This window comes from Vibrio sp. YIC-376, from assembly GCF_052353105.1.
Classification (GTDB): Bacteria; Pseudomonadota; Gammaproteobacteria; order Enterobacterales; family Vibrionaceae; genus Vibrio.
In genome coordinates this window covers 157384-178069 of the sequence record NZ_JBBWFK010000006.1, presented here as the reverse complement: position 1 = coordinate 178069, position 20686 = coordinate 157384, and the positions used below count along the sequence as shown (strand labels likewise).

The 20686-nt window shown below is 46.6% G+C and carries 18 protein-coding genes; 10 read left to right on the top strand and 8 right to left on the bottom strand.

Annotation, left to right across the window (positions count from 1 at the left end; all coding sequences use genetic code 11):
* Positions 1-7: 7 nt before the first annotated feature.
* From dnaG to rpsU, 3 genes are all read right to left on the bottom strand, one after another.
* Positions 8-1765: a DNA primase gene (dnaG, locus tag WJM94_RS13160; protein ID WP_444494669.1), complete on the bottom strand. Its 1758-nt coding sequence runs from the start codon at positions 1763-1765 to the stop codon at positions 8-10.
* A 147-nt stretch (positions 1766-1912) separates the two neighbouring features.
* A complete protein-coding gene (locus tag WJM94_RS13155) occupies positions 1913-2356 on the bottom strand; it encodes a GatB/YqeY domain-containing protein (protein ID WP_444494668.1) in 444 nt (147 codons plus the stop codon).
* Between the two features lie 29 nt (positions 2357-2385).
* On the bottom strand, positions 2386-2601 hold the full coding sequence (gene rpsU, locus WJM94_RS13150; protein WP_001145625.1) for a 30S ribosomal protein S21: 216 nt from the start codon (positions 2599-2601) through the stop codon (positions 2386-2388).
* Between the two features lie 229 nt (positions 2602-2830).
* On the opposite strand from rpsU, the gene tsaD reads away from it, so the two are divergent.
* Positions 2831-3847 (top strand): tRNA (adenosine(37)-N6)-threonylcarbamoyltransferase complex transferase subunit TsaD, encoded by a 1017-nt coding sequence (tsaD, locus tag WJM94_RS13145; RefSeq protein WP_444494667.1) that lies wholly within the window; start codon positions 2831-2833, stop codon positions 3845-3847.
* A 149-nt stretch (positions 3848-3996) separates the two neighbouring features.
* Positions 3997-4812: an alpha/beta fold hydrolase gene (locus WJM94_RS13140; protein WP_444494666.1), complete on the top strand. Its 816-nt coding sequence runs from the start codon at positions 3997-3999 to the stop codon at positions 4810-4812.
* Positions 4813-4833: 21 nt separating this feature from the next.
* Here WJM94_RS13140 and plsY read toward each other — a convergent pair whose 3' ends face one another.
* Positions 4834-5445, bottom strand: coding sequence for a glycerol-3-phosphate 1-O-acyltransferase PlsY (plsY, locus tag WJM94_RS13135; RefSeq protein WP_444494665.1), 612 nt, complete (start codon positions 5443-5445; stop codon positions 4834-4836).
* Positions 5446-5696: 251 nt separating this feature from the next.
* Between plsY and folB the strand changes: the two genes are divergently transcribed.
* Genes folB through WJM94_RS13120 form a run of 3 tightly spaced genes read left to right on the top strand, consistent with a single transcriptional unit; the run spans position 5697 to position 7354 of the window.
* A complete protein-coding gene (gene folB, locus WJM94_RS13130; protein ID WP_182009950.1) occupies positions 5697-6056 on the top strand; it encodes a bifunctional dihydroneopterin aldolase/7,8-dihydroneopterin epimerase in 360 nt (119 codons plus the stop codon).
* A complete protein-coding gene (folK, locus tag WJM94_RS13125; RefSeq protein WP_444494664.1) occupies positions 6053-6535 on the top strand; it encodes a 2-amino-4-hydroxy-6-hydroxymethyldihydropteridine diphosphokinase in 483 nt (160 codons plus the stop codon). Before folB ends, folK begins: the two co-directional genes overlap by 4 nt.
* Positions 6536-6550: 15 nt before the next feature.
* Entirely contained in the window at positions 6551-7354 is an 804-nt protein-coding gene (locus WJM94_RS13120; RefSeq protein ID WP_444494663.1) for an undecaprenyl-diphosphate phosphatase, read from the top strand.
* A 216-nt stretch (positions 7355-7570) separates the two neighbouring features.
* Here the strand turns inward: WJM94_RS13120 and WJM94_RS13115 are convergent, their stop codons facing one another.
* Positions 7571-8791, bottom strand: coding sequence for a multifunctional CCA addition/repair protein (locus WJM94_RS13115; RefSeq protein ID WP_444494662.1), 1221 nt, complete (start codon positions 8789-8791; stop codon positions 7571-7573).
* A gap of 137 nt (positions 8792-8928) precedes the next feature.
* Here WJM94_RS13115 and WJM94_RS13110 point away from each other — a divergent pair, with 137 nt between their 5' ends.
* Both WJM94_RS13110 and WJM94_RS13105 read left to right on the top strand, forming a co-directional pair.
* Positions 8929-10578, top strand: coding sequence for an AAA family ATPase (locus WJM94_RS13110; protein WP_444494661.1), 1650 nt, complete (start codon positions 8929-8931; stop codon positions 10576-10578).
* Positions 10578-11285, top strand: coding sequence for a general secretion pathway protein GspB (locus WJM94_RS13105; protein ID WP_444494660.1), 708 nt, complete (start codon positions 10578-10580; stop codon positions 11283-11285). Before WJM94_RS13110 ends, WJM94_RS13105 begins: the two co-directional genes overlap by 1 nt.
* A gap of 77 nt (positions 11286-11362) precedes the next feature.
* On the opposite strand, the gene WJM94_RS13100 is transcribed toward WJM94_RS13105, so the two are convergent.
* From WJM94_RS13100 to WJM94_RS13090, 3 genes are all read right to left on the bottom strand, one after another.
* Positions 11363-11974 (bottom strand): TIGR04211 family SH3 domain-containing protein, encoded by a 612-nt coding sequence (locus WJM94_RS13100; protein ID WP_444494659.1) that lies wholly within the window; start codon positions 11972-11974, stop codon positions 11363-11365.
* A 181-nt stretch (positions 11975-12155) separates the two neighbouring features.
* Entirely contained in the window at positions 12156-13415 is a 1260-nt protein-coding gene (locus WJM94_RS13095) for an inorganic phosphate transporter (RefSeq protein WP_444494658.1), read from the bottom strand.
* A 130-nt stretch (positions 13416-13545) separates the two neighbouring features.
* Positions 13546-14226 (bottom strand): TIGR00153 family protein, encoded by a 681-nt coding sequence (locus WJM94_RS13090; RefSeq protein ID WP_444494657.1) that lies wholly within the window; start codon positions 14224-14226, stop codon positions 13546-13548.
* A gap of 212 nt (positions 14227-14438) precedes the next feature.
* Here WJM94_RS13090 and WJM94_RS13085 point away from each other — a divergent pair, with 212 nt between their 5' ends.
* The 3 genes from WJM94_RS13085 (at position 14439) to glnE (ending at position 20672) form a co-directional block, all read left to right on the top strand.
* Positions 14439-15971, top strand: a complete 1533-nt coding sequence (locus WJM94_RS13085; RefSeq protein ID WP_444494656.1) for a CYTH and CHAD domain-containing protein — start codon at positions 14439-14441, stop codon at positions 15969-15971.
* Positions 15972-16463: 492 nt separating this feature from the next.
* Positions 16464-17720, top strand: coding sequence for a methyl-accepting chemotaxis protein (locus WJM94_RS13080; protein ID WP_444494655.1), 1257 nt, complete (start codon positions 16464-16466; stop codon positions 17718-17720).
* A gap of 108 nt (positions 17721-17828) precedes the next feature.
* Entirely contained in the window at positions 17829-20672 is a 2844-nt protein-coding gene (glnE, locus tag WJM94_RS13075) for a bifunctional [glutamate--ammonia ligase]-adenylyl-L-tyrosine phosphorylase/[glutamate--ammonia-ligase] adenylyltransferase (protein WP_444494654.1), read from the top strand.
* The last annotated feature ends 14 nt before the right edge of the window (positions 20673-20686 follow it).

The window sequence follows — 20686 nt, the reverse complement described above, 5'->3', positions numbered from 1 at the left end:
AACAGGGTTACGCTTTTAAATCTAGCATAAGTGCTAGCAGCTCCCTTTTCTCTTCGGCTGATAAACCGACACTTCTTGCTTTGGCCTGCAGGTTTTCAATTTGCTTTTCTACGCACTGGGCGATAATTTTGTCCAGCGAGTCTAAAAATATTTCTTCTTGATTGTCTTCATCGAGCGGAATATCCCAGCTCGCAAGACGAGACAGAAGCGCCTCATTCTGGCTATTTCGCCAGTGCTCTAATAATTGGCCTGTATTGATATGGGGATGTGCCAGGCATTTTTCAAGGACATCGACAAATAAACTAAGGCCTGGTATTGACAAATCTCTTACTGTGGAAAGATCCGGTACCATTTGAGCATAGCTCGGATTTTGAATAAGTAGAGCAATAACCTCACGCATTGGAGTCCGTTTGATCTCTTTGTGCGGCTGAGGTCGAGTTTCGTTAAACTTTTTACGAGCTTGACGCAGGCGGTTATCAAAGCCGGTGCGCTCATCTAGCAGTTTTTCTAGTAACTCCTGAAAGTATGGATCAGGAATTTTATCAATCAAGGCACTCGCGTATGCACGAAGCGCAGATTTACCTTCATTGTTGCCCATATTAATTTGGTGCAGTTCAATGAGGTTATCAAACAGGTAGCTCGATAACGGTGTAGCTTGCTCTATTTGTTGCTCAAACGCCGCTTTACCGTATTTGCGTACAAAGCTGTCAGGGTCTTCGCCATCAGGTAAGAACAAGAACTTGAGTGTGTTACCCGTCTTTAGATACTGAAGTGCGTTTTCTAACGCACGCCAAGCTGCCTCTTTACCTGCACGGTCACCATCATAGCAACACACCACCGTATTGGTTTGGCGGAACAACATTTGAATGTGATCGCCTGTTGTTGACGTTCCCAACGAAGCAACGGAGTAATCGACGCCATATTGTGCCAGCGCGACAACGTCCATATAACCTTCGACCACCAAAACTTGTTGCGGTTCACGGTAAGCTTGTAGTACTTCATAAAGGCCGTAAAGCTCTTTACCTTTATGGAATATTGGTGTTTCTGGTGAGTTGAGATATTTCGGCGTGCCTTCGCCAAGGACGCGGCCACCAAAACCAATTACCCGACCACGTCGGTCACGAATTGGGAACATGATACGACCACGGAATCGGTCATAACGGTTGCCGTTGTCGTTCTCAATCAGCATGCCACCAGTTACGAGCATGTCTTGAGAGTCTTTTTGTTGACCGAAGTTTCTACGTACTAAGTCCCACTCATCAGCAACATAGCCGATCCCAAACCTTTGTACGATTTCGCCGGACAGGCCACGATCTTTTAGGTACTCAATGGCCACTTTACTTGCTGGCAGCTTGAGCTGATTACGATAGAACTGAGCGATGCTGCCCATCAAATCGTAAAGGTTACGCTTTTCGCTGCTGCTGGCTTGTGGGCCGGTTTTAAATTGGCTGCCGCCACTACGCTGTTCACGTGGAACATCTAAACCTAAATAAGAGGCGAGTTCTTCAATAGCCTCAACAAAGTCCAGACGTTCGAACTCCATCATAAAGTCGATGGCATTACCATGCGCACCGCAACCAAAACAGTGGTAGAACTGCTTTTCTTGGCTAACGCTAAATGAAGGCGTCTTTTCGTTGTGGAATGGGCAACAAGCGCCGTAGTTTTTACCTTTTTTCTTAAGTTTCACGCGTGCGTCGATGATATCGACAATATCAAGCCGAGCCAGGAGATCATCAATAAAATTGCGAGGGATGTGTCCAGCCATAAAACCTAACAAAAAAGAAAAATCATGATTGGTGTGAATGAGCAACAAAGGAAAGCATGCGTAGGCTTTCTGTTATTTCATTCATCCAGATACAAACAAGCCGTGCGTTCCAAAGGATAGCACGGCTTGCTGCAATTGGGTTGGGTATTAAGCCAATTTAGCGCGAACTAAACCGCTCACTTTACCCATATCTGTACGCCCTTGAATCTGCGGTTTCAGAACGCCCATTACTTTGCCCATGTCTTGCATGCCAGCTGCACCAGACTCTGCAATTGCATTCTCAATAAGAGTTGCAACTTCTTCGTCGGTCAGTGGTTGAGGCATAAAATCCTCAAGAACCGTAATTTCTGCTTGCTCCGCGTCAGCAAGATCTTGACGACCAGCTGCTTCGAATTGCGTAACAGAGTCGCGACGTTGTTTAACCATTTTAGTCAATACCGCAATGATATCGTCGTCGTTCAGAGTAATCCGTTCGTCAACTTCACGTTGCTTAATTGCTGATAGGGCTAAACGAATGGTACCAAGGCGCAATTTGTCCTTGGCTTTCATCGCTAATTTTTGCTCTTCTTTGAGTTGTTCAATCAGAGCCATAACTAATTTCCTTTAAGGGAGCTTAGTTATTAGTACAGGCGAACGCGACGAGCGTTTTCGCGAGCTAGCTTCTTAGCGTGACGCTTTTGAGCTGCTGCTTTAGCGCGTTTGCGAACTGTAGTTGGTTTTTCGTAGTGCTCACGACGACGCACTTCAGAAAGGATACCTGCTTTTTCGCAAGAGCGCTTAAAACGACGTAGAGCAACGTCGAACGGTTCGTTTTCACGTACTTTAACTACTGGCATATGCCTTTCACCTCAGGGGTTATTCGTTAATGCTGGTATTCAACAGACCAAATCACAAATGTTTGGTCTCTTACCAGCTGATCAAAAATGGTGCGGAATTTTAATCCGATCACAACAGCTTTGTAAAGACTTTTATCGACTATTGTCTGTACAAAATTTGTTTGCAGCACCAAGGCGAGGTAATATTACGCCTAAATTTCCTCTATACAGAAAGCATACTGAGAAAACCATGCGCATTATTGGTATTGAAACCTCTTGTGACGAGACAGGCATCGCGATTTATGACGATGAAAAAGGCCTATTGTCACACAAGCTTTACAGCCAAGTAAAACTTCACGCGGATTACGGTGGCGTGGTGCCTGAGTTGGCTTCACGTGATCATGTGAAGAAAACCATCCCTCTTATCAAAGAGGCGCTAAAAGAAGCGAATCTTACTTCCAAAGACATTGACGGTGTGGCTTACACCGCTGGACCTGGTTTAGTTGGTGCCTTGTTAGTTGGCGCAACCATTGGTCGCAGTATTGCTTACGCGTGGGGCGTGCCAGCGGTACCTGTTCACCATATGGAAGGTCACTTACTGGCTCCAATGCTGGAAGATAACCCGCCTCCATTCCCATTTGTAGCGGTACTGGTATCGGGTGGACACTCGATGATGGTAGAAGTGAAAGGAATTGGTGAGTACAAGATTCTTGGCGAGTCGATTGATGATGCTGCAGGTGAAGCCTTTGATAAAACGGCTAAGCTAATGGGATTGGATTATCCTGGTGGGCCACTACTGTCGAAGCTGGCAGAAAAAGGTACATCAGGCCGTTTTAAGTTCCCGCGTCCGATGACAGACCGTCCGGGACTTGATATGAGTTTCTCTGGTCTTAAAACGTTCACTGCAAATACCATTGCGGCAAACGGCGATGATGAGCAGACTCGCGCTGATATCGCACTTGCGTTCGAAGAGGCTGTATGTGCGACGTTGGCGATTAAGTGTAAGCGTGCACTGGACCAGACTGGTATGAAACGTATTGTGATTGCTGGTGGTGTTAGTGCAAACCGTCGCCTGCGAGCGGAGCTGGAAAAACTAGCGAAGAAAGTTGGCGGTGAAGTGTACTACCCACGTACCGAGTTCTGTACTGACAATGGTGCAATGATCGCTTATGCAGGCATGCAACGTTTGAAAAACGGTGAAGTCTCTGACATGTCGGTAGAAGCGCGCCCGCGCTGGCCAATCGACCAACTGACGCCAATCGCGTAAGCCGATTGATCCTGAATGAGGCCTCTATTGATAGAGGCCTTTGTTTTTGGCATAAGCACATCAACCGCGAGAGTGCGCATAAAGCAATAATCTCAGATGCCATGATCCATGGATAATCGCAGATAGAAACAGAAATAATGGATATCGCAATGCATAAATTTGAAATTGAAGGTCAGCAACTTGCTTATCTGGATAAAGGTGAAGGACCAGTGTTGCTGTTTGGCCACAGCTACCTGTGGGATAACAAAATGTGGGCACCCCAGGTTGAAGCACTGAGCCAGTTTTACCGTTGTATCGTGCCAGATTTATGGGCGCACGGGGATTCAGATGCAGCTCCGGCCTCAACGCGATCTTTGGTGGATTACGCGCAGCATATGTTGGCGCTGATGGATCATCTGGGAATAGAGCAGTTTTCTATTGTTGGCTTGTCCGTCGGTGGTATGTGGGGAGCAGAGTTGACCACTCAAGCCCCACAGCGTGTTAAGTCTCTGATATTGATGGATACCTTTATCGGTCTGGAACCTGAGGTGACGCATAAGAAGTACTTTGCGATGCTTGATACCATCAATCAAGTTCAAGCGGTACCTGAGCCTATTGTCGAAGCGGTTGCGCCTCTGTTCTTTGCCAATAATGTTGAGCAAGCTAACCCAGAATTAATTGCGTCATTTAAGCAAAGCTTACAAGCACTGCAAGGTGAGCGTGCCGTTGAAGTGGCGCGAATTGGTCGAATGGTCTTTGGTCGACGTGATGTGATTGAAGATTCGGAGAAGTTTGCATTACCAACGCTAATCGCAGTGGGCCGTGAAGATAAGCCTCGTCCGGTATTCGAATCTTACTTGATGAATGACTGCATTACTGGCAGTGAGTTGGTGGAGATCCCATCTGCTGGCCACATCAGTTCGTTAGAGCAGCCAGAGTTTGTCAATCAGATGCTCCTGAACTTCTTAAATAAAGTTCACGCTTAAAGTCACTTCAAAAACTCGGCATTACGCCGAGTTTTTTTCTGTCAGTTTCTTTTGGCCTATTTTCGGTTCTTCGCCTGATAACAAACGGCGAATGTTCTGATGATGTTTAAACACAATCAAACAGCACAGCATCGCAACAGGCAGTGTGTATTGTGGTTTGAACATCCAGGTATAAAAAGGCGTTAATAAGACAGTAACCAGTGCCGCCAGAGAAGAGTAGCGGAATATGACCGCCACTGATAACCAGGTCAGCATGACTAACGCAGTGAGATCAAGCCCAATCGGAGCAATCGCGCCCAATGCCGTTGCAACCCCTTTGCCACCTTTGAAATGGAAAAAAATAGGGTACATATGGCCAAGGCAGGCAGCGATAGCTATCACGCCAAGAATAATTGGATCAATGCCGAGAAAGTATCCTCCCCATACGGGAATGGTACCTTTGAGCATGTCGCAAAGCAGAACGGATAAGGCAGCGCCTTTTCCACCGATACGTAAGACGTTAGTTGCGCCTGGATTGTTGGAGCCGACTTTACGTGGATCTGGCAATTTTAACAGACGACAAATTAAAACCGCACTGGAAATAGAACCCAGTAAATAAGCGGCCATTGTCATTATCAGTGCCAGTGCGTCCATAGAAGTCCTTGAGGAATTGGAATTTAATGCTCAGTTCCAGCGTAGTTGGTATCATAGCTTGAATCTGCCTGGAGCAGAAATACTCTCTACGAAGGAGCTTGCATTATGTGAGTTCCTGTATATAAAGGTGTTTCGAAATTTTTATACCTAAGTAACGTTCCGATGATCTAGCCGAAGGTTGCTTAGGTATAGAATATTACGATCAAATTACCCTCGACGGGTATCCGACCTCTGAAATAGAAGGACACAAGATGGCTCTGGATAAAGTGTTTATTGAACAATTAGAAGTAATCACCACGATTGGCGTCTACGACTGGGAACAGCAAATCAAACAGAAGCTGGTGCTTGATATTGAGATGGCCCACGATAATAAACCGGCTGGTAAAAGTGATGACGTTCAAGATGCATTGGATTATTCACAAGTTAGTGAAGCAGTGTTGAACCACATTGAGAATGGTCGTTTTCTATTGGTTGAGCGTGTAGCAGAAGAAGTCGCAGAGCTGATCATGCAGCGTTTCTCTGTTCCTTGGGTGAAAATTCGCTTAGCAAAACCGGGTGCCGTTGCTCAAGCACGTGCCGTTGGTGTTGTGATTGAGCGAGGCCAGGCATGATCACCGCTTATATCGGTGTTGGTACGAATATAGACAGAGAGCAGCACGCCATGGCTGCTTATAAAGAGCTGCAACAGCTTGGAGAAGATCTTCTTGTATCACCGATATACGAATGCGAGCCCATTGGTTTTAGCAGCCAGAATTTCTACAACTTTGTCATTGCTTTACGCACCGCTTTGTCATTAGAAGAGCTGAGTTATCGCCTTCGTGAAATTGAGTTTAAGTGGGGGCGTGAGGAAAATGCACAAAAGTATCAGGATCGAACACTGGATCTCGATATAGTGTTGTTCGGTGAGTGCATCTCGAAGCAAAAACCAGAGTTACCTCGTAGTGATATCTACAAATATCCCTTTGTCACAAAGCCTTTGTATGATCTCGAGCCGCATTTGGTGATCCCAGGTGATGGGCGCACGATAGCCGATATTTGGAATACTATGCAGCCGGTTGATTCACTTAAGCCTGTTTCTTTTTCACTTTAAATTTGAGTTGTTTACATGAGTTATTTTGAAGCCTTTATCTTGGCTCTAATTCAGGGTCTGACGGAGTTTTTGCCCATTTCCAGCTCCGCGCACTTGATCCTGCCTTCCGCTATTCTTGGTTGGGAAGACCAAGGTCTTGCATTTGATGTCGCCGTTCACGTCGGAACCTTGATGGCCGTAGTGATTTATTTTCGTTACGAAGTGATCACGCTATTTAGGGCGTTGTTTGCGTCGATCTTTAAAGGCGATCGTGGTAAAGAGGCGAAACTGGCGTGGATGATCGTTCTGGCAACGATCCCGGCGTGTGTGTTTGGTTTACTGATGAAAGACATCATCGAAGTGTATCTGCGTAGTGCATACGTGATCGCGACGACGACAATTGTGTTTGGTTTACTGCTTTGGTGGGTGGATAAAAACGCGCAACAGGTAACAGACGAATACCAGACTGGTTGGAAGAAAGCACTATTTATCGGTATTGCTCAAGCGTTGGCGATGATCCCGGGCACCTCACGCTCTGGTGCTACCATAACTGCGGCGCTTTACCTTGGTTTTACCCGTGAAGCGGCAGCGCGTTTCTCATTCCTGATGTCGATTCCAATCATCGCTCTTGCCGGTAGCTACCTTGGCATGAAGTTGGTGACCAGTGGCGAGCCAGTTCATGTTGGATTTCTGCTGACAGGCATTCTGACATCATTTGTGAGTGCCTACATTTGTATTCACTTCTTCCTGAAGATGATTTCACGTATGGGCATGACGCCATTCGTTATTTATCGCCTCATTCTGGGTGTGGGCCTCTTTGCTTTCTTGCTTAGTGCCTAACAAAACTCCTGATTGGCAGCTTGCGTAACCGCAAGCTGCATACCTAAACCACAACGTCATTCTGAACAGCGACGAAGGAGCGTGATTCAGAATCTTCTCTCCGAGTCTTTTGTGGCTTAGGCAATGCCTAACAGGTCCCAGCGCGCTGATATTAGATTCCTAGTCTCGCTCAGGCTCGCTGGAATGACCTGGCATGAACACAATTCGGTTAATTAATCACTTATGTAAAGCCCGTCTGACTGCTTCAATCCGACGTTTTTCCTGTTCATCGCGAATATCAGGACCTTTGAAGCCGTCTTTAATGATTGCCTGAACATCCACGGCAGCTGCAGCTTGATAGGCTCGGGTAAATATATCAGCTTGAGGGTAAGGCTGGTCTTCCAACCCTTTTCGGCCAGCATGATCCGCCTGACAGCAAAGCAGAATATCCTGTAAGCGCTCTGCTTTACGCCACACATCAAACTTGTTGAGCACTTTGATGATCGTTTGCGGTTTTAACTCTGCAGCACGATGAATGTTGGAATGTTGCTCGCAGACCATTAAGGCTAAATCACGAAACTCATTCGGCACACGAACACGCTCACACAGTTTTTTTATCAGCTTTAAGCCCGTATGACAGTGCATCTTGTGGCTTGGCCATTCACCTTTTGGCGTTACCCCTTTGCCGAGATCATGCACTTGTGCGGCGAAGCGCACGGGTAGGGAACTACTGAGTTTCGCCGCTTGCTCCGCAACCATTAAGGTGTGAATACCCGTATCGATCTCTGGATGCCACTTCTCAGGTTGAGGAACACCAAACAGCGCATCAATTTCTGGTAGTACAACCGACAATGCACCACATTCACGCAGCACGGAGAGAAATACATCGGGGCGCGCTGAGGAGAGTGATTTATACCATTCCTGCCAGACGCGTTCTGGTGTGAGTGTATTCAGTTCGCCACCCTGAGACATATCACGCATCAATTGCTTGGTTTCTTTCGCTATGGTGAACCCAGATGGCGCCAGTTTGGCAGCGAAGCGTGCTACGCGTAGAACTCGAAGTGGATCTTCGATAAACGCATCTGATACGTGGCGTAGAACGCGATTATTGAGGTCATCCTGACCACCGTAAGGATCATATAGCTTGCCTTGGTCATCCATTGCCATTGCGTTAATGGTCAAATCGCGACGAACTAAATCCTCTTCTAACGTCACGTTTTGATCAAAGAAGCACTCAAATCCGGTATATCCGGAGCCTGATTTTCTCTCAGTTCGTGCAAGCGCGTGTTCTTCTTTGCTATGAGGGTGAAGAAACACAGGAAAGTCTTTTCCTACGGCAGTAAAACCCTTGGCAAGCATCATTTCAGGAGTGGCACCAACCACTACCCAGTCATTGTCATAGCTATCAATTCCGAGCAACTTATCCCGGACTGCTCCACCTACTAAGTAAACTTGCACGTACAACCTCTTAATTTACTGATATGTCGTTGGACATTGTAGCAAGCAATGGTACTTTTCTTTACTCCCAACATCAGATGCATCTATGTTTATTAGGGGCAGTTTCAAAGTGGGCGGGTTTTTTAGCTGGAGATCCTATGTATAAGGACTTTTTTGGGTTTGTTGAGCAACCTTTTTCGATTGTTCCGAACTCTCGTTATCTGTATCTGAGCCAACGCCATAAAGAGGCGATCACACACCTAAAGGCTGGACTGGGTGATGGTGGTGGATTTGCCATGCTGACAGGCGAAGTGGGTACGGGTAAAACCACAGTGGCCAAGGCCATGCTGGCAAACTTGGATGAAACGACCAAGGCTGGGTTGATCCTCAATCCAACGTTTTCGACTCGAGATTTACTTGAGGCGATTTGTGATGAGTTTAAAATCATCTATCCGCCGGATGCGACACTCAAACAGCTAAACCAAGTCATTCATCAATACCTGTTACACAACAATAATGCTGGCTGGCAGACGTTACTGGTTATTGATGAAGCACAACATCTTTCTGCGGATGTCTTAGAACAACTGCGTTTGCTAACCAATTTAGAAACAGAGACCAGAAAGCTGCTCAAAGTGCTCTTAGTGGGGCAGCCTGAATTACAGAGGTTATTACAAACCACCCAGTTACGTCAGCTAGCGCAGCGCATTACCGGACGTTATCACCTGTTACCTTTGGATGAAAATGAAACGGCAGATTATATCGCGTTTCGTTTGCATACTGCTGGCGGCGATCAACAGCTGTTCAATCGCAGCTCTGCCAAAACTATCGCTAAGTACAGTCATGGTATTCCCCGCCTGATTAACCTTATCTGTGACAAAGCTCTGAACATGAGTTATCACCAGGGCAGTGTCGTTGTCGACAAACAGATAGTGTTACGTGCCTGTGAGGAGGTCATGCAGTTTCAGGCTGATATTTATCAGCAAGACCATAAACCGCGCCAAGTGGCTGCACGTCGTCAGTTTAGCTGGCCTGCTTGGGGCACCGCTACTATCGGGGTGGCAGCAGCGTTTGGTGTCGGCTGGGCGGCGATTAATCATTTGCCCGAGAAACCTATTTCTGCGCTTGTGGAAGAAACCGTTGCTAGCAGTACTCTTAGTACTCCTGAGCCTGTACAGCCAACCATCGTGAGCAATCAGCTAAGTAATGAGCAACGTGAGCTATTGCTGTCACAAAAGCAATCCAATCTCGCAGTGAACGACCTGTATAAATTGTGGGGCTATCGAGCTTCGGTTCGAGATAATCTTTGTTTGTCCGAGGCTCAGTCCACCATGAATTGCGAGCGTAAAATGGCAACATGGCCAATGTTGATGAAGCAAAATCGTCCTGTCGTGTTAGAGCTGAATTACCAAGGTGACGTAGGCTATGTGATTTTATACGCCGTCGGAAATGATAAAGTTGAAGTACTCAATGGCAAGCAGCGCCTACGATTACCGCTATCTTGGTTAAAGCCAATGTGGCAAGGCAATATCATTGAACTGTGGCAAGCACCGCTCAAGCAAACCCTGCGTTTAGATATGGAAGGGCCTGCAATTGAAGTGTTAGATCAGTTGCTCGCTGAAGCGGTCAGTGAAATGCCTCTGGGCACATCTATTTTTGATGCAGAGATGAAAGAGCGTGTGGAACTCTTCCAACGCTGGCAAGGCATCGGAGTCGACGGTATCGCTGGTCAACGTACGCTTGAGCGATTACAACAAAGTGTACAACTTAACGCACCGGCATTGGCAAGCATAGATAAGGAGGAAGCGTAATGTCTATCGCGAAACATGTCAGCCTCTTACTTTTGCCTATTGGTGTTTCTGCACTGGGTGCTGCCTGGTATCTGGAGATGCTCGTTCCAGCATCTCAGGCTTCGATGTCAACACCAACACCTACTCCAACACGTGTTATGGTCGAGGATGTTGTTGTGCAGCCATTTGAGGTATTGGACTACCCGGAAATCTCACAACTAGCACAGTTACCAAGAGATTGGCCAAGTGCTGAGTTGTCGGCTGATATCGGGACATATTTACCACCTCAAGATTACGCAAGCAGTTCTCAAAGCTCGGGATCACCTGCTTTGCAAAACGACTCTCAGCCTTCTCAAAACAGCGAAGATGATATGGAGTTGTCTCTGGATGATATTGACTTGTCATCACTGTCACCAGAGTTAGCACAGAAAGTCGAGAATGCTCTGTCGAAACGTAGCAGCCCAGCCTCTCAGTACTCGTTACCAATAAATGACTTGGAAGGTAATGCTCAGCAATGGCAGGGGCGTCTTCCTGCTCTTAACTTACAAACGCACATGTATGCCAGTGATACTCAACGTCGTTGGGTGAAAATTAATAATGTGGAATATCATCAAGGTGACTTGGTGGAAGGGCAGGTGACATTGAAAGAGATTCAGCCGCAAGCCGTTATCGTTGAGTTCCAAGGTGAGCAGATTCGTATTCCCGCCTTGTACGAGTGGAAGGGGTAGGGAGCGTTTATCCTTATTGCGGGTAGAAAAAAGGCCACAAAATGTGGCCTTTTTAGTATCTATCCTTGGATGAGCGATTATGCCCAACCAGCAGGCGAACGTTTCTTACGTGGAATAAGGTGAGGAAGTACCAAACCAAATAGCAGGCCTAAACCAGCCACACCACCACCATAAGTAAAGTATTTAAGCAGCATGTCGTCTTTTTGAGTATCAAGTTTAGCGCGCAGTTCACGGTTTTCCGTTTCAATAGAGGTCAGTTGGTCGCTGATCTCAGAGTACTTGTTCTCAAGATCAGAGATTTGTTGGTTACGCGTTTCCAGCGAGGTTACTAGACCTGCTTTCTCTGTATCTGAAGTTTGACGTGCGTTTGCCAGTTGTTCTTTTACTTCAGCCAGCTCTTTTTCAATACGAGGCAGGCGAATCGCCATACTCTCTTGGTTAGTGACAAATTTGCTTTGCACCCAGCCAGTACGACCACGAGAGTCACGGACTTGTGTATAGCCAGTGTCTTTATTGGCGCTTAATAGTTGTACTTCAGAGCCTGCGTTAATGCTTCCGACGATACGGTAAGTGTTGTTTGGACCTGAGTGCATAAAAGTGAATAGGTCATCAGAAATATAACGGTTTGCCGCTAGGGCTGATGGCGCTGCTAGCAAAGTAAACAAAACCGTGATGATTAGTTTTTTCACAGTAAATCCCTTAACGATTTTCTTGGATACAACCTTGGCACCGAATGATTGGAGCCGGAATTAGACGAATAGTATGCAGTTTCAAACGTCGGTGCAACAAAGAAGGGAGGCAAAGCCTCCCTTTCTGTGCGTTTGAGTCAATAATGACAAAGCGCTTACATTCTATTGACGGATGTCTTAATTAAGAAAACATCGCTTGAATGGCGTAGAAGAATACGACAGCCAATAGAGCACCTGCAGGTAGCGTAACAATCCAAGAAGCAACGATGTTACGTACAACACCTAGGTTTAGTGCCGCGATGCCGCGAGCAAAACCTACACCCAGAACCGCACCTACAAGTGTTTGAGTTGTTGAAATTGGTAGACCTGTACCTGAAGCCAGAACCACAGTACATGCTGTTGCAAGCTGAGCAGCAAAACCACGGCTTGGTGTTAGTTCAGTAATACCCGTACCAACCGTTGCCATTACTTTGTGACCTAGGGTTGCAAGACCAACAACGATACCGATACCGCCTAATGGAAGAATCCACCATGCAATCGCGCTCTTCGACGTGATTTCACCCATGTGTTCAACAGTGGATACGACTGCAGAAAGTGGACCAATCGCGTTTGCAACGTCGTTTGAGCCGTGTGCGAAAGCCATCGCACAAGCAGTGATAACCATTAGTACGCTGAAGATGCCTTCTACACCTGAGAAACCATGGTCATCTTCACGGTTCGCGAATTTCTTCTGAATGTAGAAGTAACCGCCAGCCATAACCAGTGCAGATACCCCAGCAGCCCATATCCAAGCTTCACCATTGCTTAGGTGAAGACCAACGTGCTTAAGACCTTTTTTGATTGTTACAAGCGCAATCACCATTGTCGTGATAAACATGTAAACCGGTACAAAGCGTTTTGCGTTGAATAGTGGTTTTTCCGTATCAAAAATCAGTCGTTGAGCGCTGACGAAGATCACGTATGCAAAGAAGCCCGAGATAACCGGAGTAATGATCCAGCTACCAACAATTCCCTGAACGCTGCTCCAGTCAACCGCTTCTGTACCAACAGACACACACGCGAAACCGATGATAGCACCGATGATTGAGTGAGTAGTTGATACCGGCCAGCCCATGTATGACGCAAGCAGAAGCCATGTGCCAGCTGCCAACAGTGATGACATCATACCGAAGACAAGAACGTCAGGTTGGTGAGCAAAGAGAGATGTTTCGATAACACCTTTACGGATAGTGTCGGTTACTTCACCGCCAGCAAGGTATGCCCCTGCAAATTCGAAGATCATCGCAATGATGATAGCTTGTTTTACGGTTAGCGCCTTTGAGCCTACTGATGTGCCCATCGCATTAGCCACGTCATTCGCGCCAATACCAATTGCCATCATGAAACCAAAAATCGCTGCAACAATAATCAGGACAGTGCCGTAGTTCGCAAGGATATCCATCGTAATACCTAGTTGTTTTATAACAAGCGGAACAAAATTTTACGCGCGCCAAATTGAAAGACGATGAAAATGGTCATCGTCCTTATGATGCGCGTGTATTCGGTTCTTCGTTATGTAGTTAACTTATGTTTTAAGATCGAGACAGCATGACTTCCAAACGAGCACCTACGCGCTGCGCCTGGTCGGCAATACCACCTACCCATTCAAGAATCTTATACAGGAACATGACATCGATAGGGTTCATGTCAGATTCAATTGCCATTAGTTTTTGGCGAAGTTCAATCTGCATTGCATCGGTATCATCTTCGATAACGTCTAACTGATGAATCATTTCAGCGACGAGAGTCACTTCACGGCCTTTGAAGCCTGTTTCTAGTAATTCATCAAGTTCATTGATTACCTTTTGAGCTTGCTCAGCCGCATCAAGGCAACGTTGAACGTAAGCGAGGAAGTTTGGTTGGAGAGCCTCAGGAATGACAAGGCGACGGCCATATACACGGCCTGCAATGTCTTTTGCCAAGTTAGCAAGTTTGTCCTGTTGAGTCAGAAGTTCAAGCATGTCAGTACGGTCTACTGGCATGAACAAACCGCGAGGCAGTTTTAGACGGATTTCACGTTTCAGTACATCCGCTTCTTTCTCAAGATGAGAAATTTGAGCACGGATCTCTGCCGCTTTTTCCCAGTCACCCTTTGAAGAAACTTCAAAGAATTTCACCAAGTGTGAACAACATTCGTTGACGCACACAACGTGGCGTTGCAAAGGCTTAATTGGGGACTTTGCAAATAACCCCATAATTGTATTCACTGGCATGGTCATTCAACCTAATAACTATAACCTTAAAAAAACATACACCATTTCTTTATGCTTGGCGAAATGTTGAGCGATGGCTATAAAGGCGCGCATGTTAACGCATTAAATGGTTCATTAAAACTGTTTTAGATCATCAATAGGGCGATATTTCTTTCTTGCCGTGTGAGAAATTACGCAATATCCTGTTTCTATCTGCTTTGAAAGGTATAGCTATGGAAACCGAAATAGAACTGAAGTTTTTTGTTTCTCCTGAATTTTCAGAAACTTTAAAGGGAAAGATTTCTGAGACAAAAGTACTTCAGCATAGTTGTCGTGACTTGGGTAACACCTACTTTGATACCGCCGATAAATGGTTAAGACAACATGACATTGGTTTAAGAATTCGCCGTTTTGATGATGTGTTTGTCCAAACAGTGAAAACCGCAGGACGCGTCGTCGCAGGTTTACACCAAAGACCGGAATACAATGCTGAGCATACGAGCAATGAGCCAGTGCTCACGCTCCATCCTTCTGATATCTGGCCTGCCGGCAAAGATGTCGAGACGTTACAATCCGAACTTACTCCACTTTTTTCGACTAACTTCACTCGTGAGCAATGGCTAATTGGCATGCCAGATGGCAGTCAGGTTGAAGTTGCCTTTGATCAGGGAATGGTCGTAGCTAAAGGTGAAGACGGAGAAGAGAGGAACGAGCCGATTTGCGAAGTGGAGCTGGAATTAAAGTCTGGTCAAACGGATGCGTTATTCACTCTGGCACGCAGTTTTTGCGAAAATGGCGGGATGCGTCTGGGCAATCTGAGCAAAGCGGCGAAAGGGTACCGTTTAGCGACAGGATACACCGGAGACGAAGTAAAATCTCTTGCTCTGGTAGACAGCAAAAACACCGACACGGTTGAATATTGCCTGATACACTCGTTAGAACATGCACTGTCACACTGGCATTACCATGAGCAAATTTATGCCGAACGCGATTGTGTTGAAGCTCTGCGCGAAATCAACAACGCGATCCGCTTTATCCGTCAGACACTTACTATCTTTGGTGACGTTGTACCTCGTCGAGCAAGCGCGATTCTACGCCAGGAACTGAAATGGCTAGAAGAAGAGCTTCTTTGGCTAGACGAACATGCTCACCTGGAAGAATTACTTGATGACAAAGGAAATGTGCTGCGTAAGCTTGATGCCCGTAAGTTCCTGGTGTCCGAATTAACTCAACAACTGCAAGAGCTACCGAGCCGTGAAGAAGTATTAGAGCTTTTAAGCTCAGCGCGTTATACCGGTTTATTGCTTGATCTGAGTCGTTGGATCCTTGCTCGTGGCTGGCAGCCATTTCTTGATGAAAAAGCGCGTGAGAAAATGGCGAGCAACATCCTGCCATTTTCTGTGACTCAGCTGGATCGCACCTGGGCGGAGTTGATGGAAGCTTTCCCGGCAGAGCGTGACTTGTCTGCGCAGGATTATGTCGACCAGCGCTACCGCTTGCTGCGCAATCTCTACACCGGAATCGGGTTTGCGAGCCTCTACAACAGCGACGAGCGTAATAGTTTCCGTCTTCCGTGGGCCGATCTGGTTCATGGTATCGACGATCTGTTGATGCTGAATCATTTATTACCGCTGGTGGATATGCTGCAAGAAGATGAAAAAGAGCAGCTAGAACGCTGGTTGCATCGTCAGGAGCGCTCTATTCTGCATGCTATGGATCAAACCCGCGCAATCAGCGTCGAGGCGCAGCCATACTGGCGAGAATAATTCACGTAGCGTTTTAAGCGTTGATGAATATGAAATAGGACCTTTGGGTCCTATTTTTGTTTCTGTCATTGCCGTTTTGTACTTTCTCAACCAGATTCAGTGATGAGTGAATTCGTCTGATAGAAACTCACTGCCAATCGTCACCACGATCTTCTATCAATGGAATACGAACTGCTAAATCAATTCTGCTTAGTTAACTAAGATCCCGCCGAACTGTGGCTTGGATCAAATCAATGATGAGTGCTAAAGAAAAATACTACAGATAATGAACGCCAGACCGATAAGTACTTGATGGGTTCCGCGATCGTTTGGGAAATAATGGGCCAGAAATTACAACAATGCCCCTAAGGCCAGAATGAATCACAAAGAGTCCCATTGGACTTGAGATGTTTTGATGTCGTTGGTTTTCATAATCACTCTCGGCATAAATCGCATACAGAACCCTACGTCACATTGCTATAAAACTTTTTAAGACTCGCTGGAGAACGGACAATGGAAAAGCTGGCATTTAAACCATGGGAAAGGGTCATATCTGACATTCGACTGATACCTAAAATGGTCATGCTGATGGTATTCAGTACGGTTTTGATTGTGGCAAAACAACTTTGGGACGCGAATACCTTTTACGATTCGCTTTTTGCTGCGACTCAGAATGCAGACGTTGCCCAGCAGCATTATGAGGCATATCTCACTCAGGTTGTTTGGCAGACTGCTTTGCTTATTACGGTGTTCGTCGTGTTACTGGTTGCCGCTGCCCGAGTCATGCTGCGCCAAACCCAATATCTAAATGACGCAATCAAACTGATGGCGAGCAAAAATTTGTCGGTACCATTCGGGATGGATTGTAAAGATGAATATGGAGACGTGGCACGAGAACTGGAAAAAACACGCCGCCAATTGCATGATGTGATCCAAATGCAAATCCAATCGTCGGACGAATTAGCAACGTTAACCGAAGTCATGACGTTAAGCATGTCAGAAACGAAAGAGTCGGCTCAAGAAGAGTTTAATGAAATAGACCAGCTTGCGACAGCCATGAGCGAGATGTCTTCCACCGTTCAAACCGTTGCCGAACACGCACAGCAGGCTTCCTCTCTGACCGAGCAGGCATCCGCACAAGCCGTTGCCGGTCAACAATTCTTACAGAGCACCGTCGCTAAGATGAGTGAGCTTTCCAGAGATATCGCTTCTTCAGCTCAGGCAGTAAACCAAGTAGAAGAACGAGTGGAAGCGATTGGCAGTGTAGTGGGAACCATTCAGGGCATTTCTGAGCAAACCAATTTACTGGCGCTAAACGCTGCGATAGAAGCGGCACGAGCCGGAGAAGCAGGACGCGGCTTTGCGGTGGTTGCTGACGAAGTTCGTAATCTGGCACAGCGAACACAACAAGCGACGGTTGAGATCCAGGAGATGATTGCTCAGTTGCAAACCAGTGCAGAGTCAGCCGTTGAACTGATGGAGAAAAGCGTTGTTGAGGCAGCAGAAGGCAATGAGCTGGTCTCGAATGCGGGGACAGAACTCGATGGTATCGTGACTCAGGTAACGCACATCAATGATATGAATTTCCAAATTGCCACTGCTTCGGGCCAGCAGAGCAGTGTTGCAGAAGAAATGAACCAAAACTTAACCAATGTTCGGGAGCTGGTTGAGGCATCTGTGGTAGTGGTGACTGAACTGTTAGAAACCTCTGAGACGATGCAAAATAACGCTGAAGAATTGGATAAAAAAATTAAGTTATTCAGTGTTTAAAACTAATAGGTTTTGATTAAACGCCCACAAACCCTTTGTGGGCGTTTTTATTTGCTTTAAGTCTGGTATAAAGAATCAATCATAGTGCTTTTCACACAAGGAAGAAAAATGCAGCTGCCTTCGTCATTGATTTCTGTCGCTGAATCTGCGGTTCATAATGCTCAGCAAGCGGGTTACTTTCAATTGTGGCCAAATGAAGTCGCAGAGCAATTTCAATATGTAGCAGGTCTGAGTAAGTTCATCACCGATACCATTCAACGAGATGAAAAGCTTGCTCAGGACTTACCAGAAATACTGGCAGAGCCAAGTCGAAAAGCGTCTTACCGAACGCGACTTGCTGCATTATTGGCAGAATGTCAGGACGAGATGTCTGGTCATCGTGTATTACGCCAGTTCCGTAATCGTGAGATGGTTTATATTGCGTGGAAGGACTTTCTCCATGCATGGTCACTGGAAGAGTCATTAAGCCATCTCTCTCAACTGGCCGAAGCGCTGATCTTCGAAACTTACCAATGGCAGTATCAGGCTTGCTGTAAAGAGTGGGGGACACCAACTAACGCCAAAGGCGAAGCGCAACCGATGTTAATCATTGGCATGGGCAAGCTTGGTGGCGGAGAGCTGAACTTCTCTTCCGATATTGATCTCATTTTTACCTATCCTGAAAACGGAGAAACTCAAGGCGCGCGCCGTAGCATTGCTAACGCGCAATTCTTTACCCGTCTTGGACAGCGACTGATTAAAGCGCTTTATCAACAAACCTTTGACGGCTTTTGCTACCGGGTCGATATGCGTTTACGCCCATTTGGCGAAAGTGGACCTCTGGTGATGAGCTACGCCGCGCTGGAAGATTACTACCAAGAGCAGGGGCGAGACTGGGAGCGTTACGCGATGGTCAAAGCCCGAGTGATGGGGTGTGAAATGTATCCCCAGTATCAAGAGCTGCGTCAGATGCTGCGCCCGTTCGTGTTCCGCCGCTACATTGACTTCAGTGCCATTCAGTCATTGCGCCGCATGAAGTCCATGATCAGCAGTGAAGTTCGCCGTCGTGGTCTGAATAACAACATTAAACTTGGTGCGGGTGGTATTCGTGAAATCGAGTTTATCGCTCAGGTATTTCAGCTTATCCGAGGTGGGCGAGAGCCTTCTTTGCGTAATCGAGGCTTGCTGGAAACCCTGCAAGGAATTGAAGAGCTCGCTTTACTGACATCACCAGAAGTACGCAGTCTGGAAGCCGCATACAAATATTTGCGTCAATTAGAAAACTTGCTGCAAGCCATGGCGGACAAGCAAACTCAGACACTGCCAGATTGTGATATTGAACAATTGAAACTGGCTACCGCGATGAAATTCGAGTCGTGGGATCAGCTGCTTACTCAAACTCAGTTACACATGGCCAATGTCCACCAAGTATTCGGTTTACTGATCGGTGATGATGAAGAAGATGAAGGCAACAACGTTGCTCGTCATTTCCATGAACTGTGGGACATGGCGAATAAGCAAGATGTGTTGGAACATATTCTGCAGCAAGATATTCAGGTGGAAGATTTTGCATCCTGTGCGAAGACCATCATCGAGTTTAAACAAGATATTGCTAAGAAAACGCTGGGTCCTCGCGGGAGAGAGGTGCTTACTAGGTTGATGCCTAAAGTCTTCGATACGATATTCTCTCATCCCGATGCGCAGTTTGGCTTACCAAGAGTACTGCACTTACTGCACAAGATTTGCACCCGAACTACCTACTTAGAGCTGTTAGACGAACACCCGGCAGCGCTGGTTCAGCTCGTGAGACTGTGTACGGCAAGCCCGATGATTTCGGAGCAGTTGTCCCGATACCCAATACTGCTTGATGAGCTGATTGACCCACAACAGCTGTACAACCCAATTCCATTAGAGAGTTACCGAACTGAGTTACGTGATTTCCTGGCGCGAATTCCAGAGGATGATATGGAGCAGCAGATGGAAGCTCTGCGCCAATTTAAGCAGATTTGTATCTTACGTATCGCTGCCGCAGATATCGCTGGCGCCTTGCCTGTGATGAAGGTGAGTGACCACTTAACCTACCTGGCAGAAGCTATCGTTGAAGCGGTGGTCAGTCAGGCATGGTTACAAGTATCTGAAAAATATGGCGAGCCGACACATGTCAAAGACCGTGAAGGGAGAGGTTTTGCGGTAATTGGTTACGGCAAAGTTGGCGGTTGGGAGTTGGGCTACAATTCCGATTTGGACATCGTGTTTATGCATGACTGTCCGGTCAACGTGTACACTGACGGAAAGAGAGAAATTGACGGCCGACAGTTCTATCTTCGTTTAGCGCAGCGCGTTATCCATATTTTCGCAACCCGCACTGCATCAGGCATTCTGTACGAAGTGGACACTCGCTTACGTCCATCGGGTGCTTCGGGCTTGCTGGTGAGTCCAACCGATGCATTTGAAGAATACCAACATCAGGAAGCATGGACTTGGGAACATCAAGCTCTGGTTCGTGCCCGAATGATTTATGGTGATGAGCCGTTAGCCATCGCTTTTCACAACATTCGCCATGATGTGCTCTGCAAAGAGCGAGACCAAGAGACGCTCAAGAAAGAGGTAGTCGAGATGCGCGAAAAAATGCGAGAGCATCTTGGTGGTAAAAAAGCGGGTCGCTTCATGCTTAAACAAGATATCGGTGGCATTACGGATATTGAGTTCCTCGCTCAGTATCTGGTACTCAACTTTAGCCACGATAAACCTAAGTTAACGCGCTGGTGTGATAACGTGCGAATTTTTGAAACCCTTATCGCACAAGGCGTTATGGACGAAGAACAAGCCATGCAACTGATCAGTGCTTACACGTCTATGCGTAATGAGATACACCACAGAAATCTACTTAATTTAGATGCAGATGTTGTCGAAGATAAATTTGTTGCCGAAAGAGAGTGGGTAAAACAGGCATGGAATCAATGGTTCGCGTAAGCGCATGGTTCTGC